The organism is Ruegeria sp. SCP11 (assembly GCF_040329455.1).
Taxonomy (GTDB): domain Bacteria; phylum Pseudomonadota; class Alphaproteobacteria; order Rhodobacterales; family Rhodobacteraceae; genus Ruegeria; species Ruegeria atlantica_E.
In genome coordinates, this window is record NZ_JBDZYG010000059.1 from 1 (window position 1) to 373 (window position 373).

Annotated in this window: 1 protein-coding gene; it reads left to right on the plus strand. The window is 57.9% G+C overall.

Going from position 1 to position 373, the window contains the following annotated elements; translation table 11 throughout:
* Positions 1-373, plus strand: a 373-nt coding sequence (locus ABLN94_RS24770; RefSeq protein WP_352997354.1) for an autotransporter outer membrane beta-barrel domain-containing protein, incomplete at both ends; no start/stop codon positions are given.

Consider the following 373-nt stretch of genomic DNA (forward strand, 5'->3'; position numbering starts at 1 on the left):
CGGCAGAACTGGTGCGGAAGACGCGAACACAGTCAGCCGATCCCTGAGCGAACTCAGCTCTACAGATCAACCATTGGTCTGGCTGAACGCTGAAGGTGGGCGCGACCGCTACACCACTGGTGATCGCACCAACGAAACGACCAGCGGGGGCTTGCGTGTCGGCGCCAGCCTGCCATTTGCTGAGATCGGGAACGGCTCTCTGATCGGTGGATTTGAGTTCGGTGCAACAAAGCTTTCGACAAAAAGCGAAACGCCGTTGGCGGACGGCAAGATCGACACCGACGCCTACGATGTGACGCTGAGCGCGTTGTGGCTGGCCGATAGTCAACTCTATCTGGATGGTCAGTTGCGTTATGCGTTCTTCGACAGCACA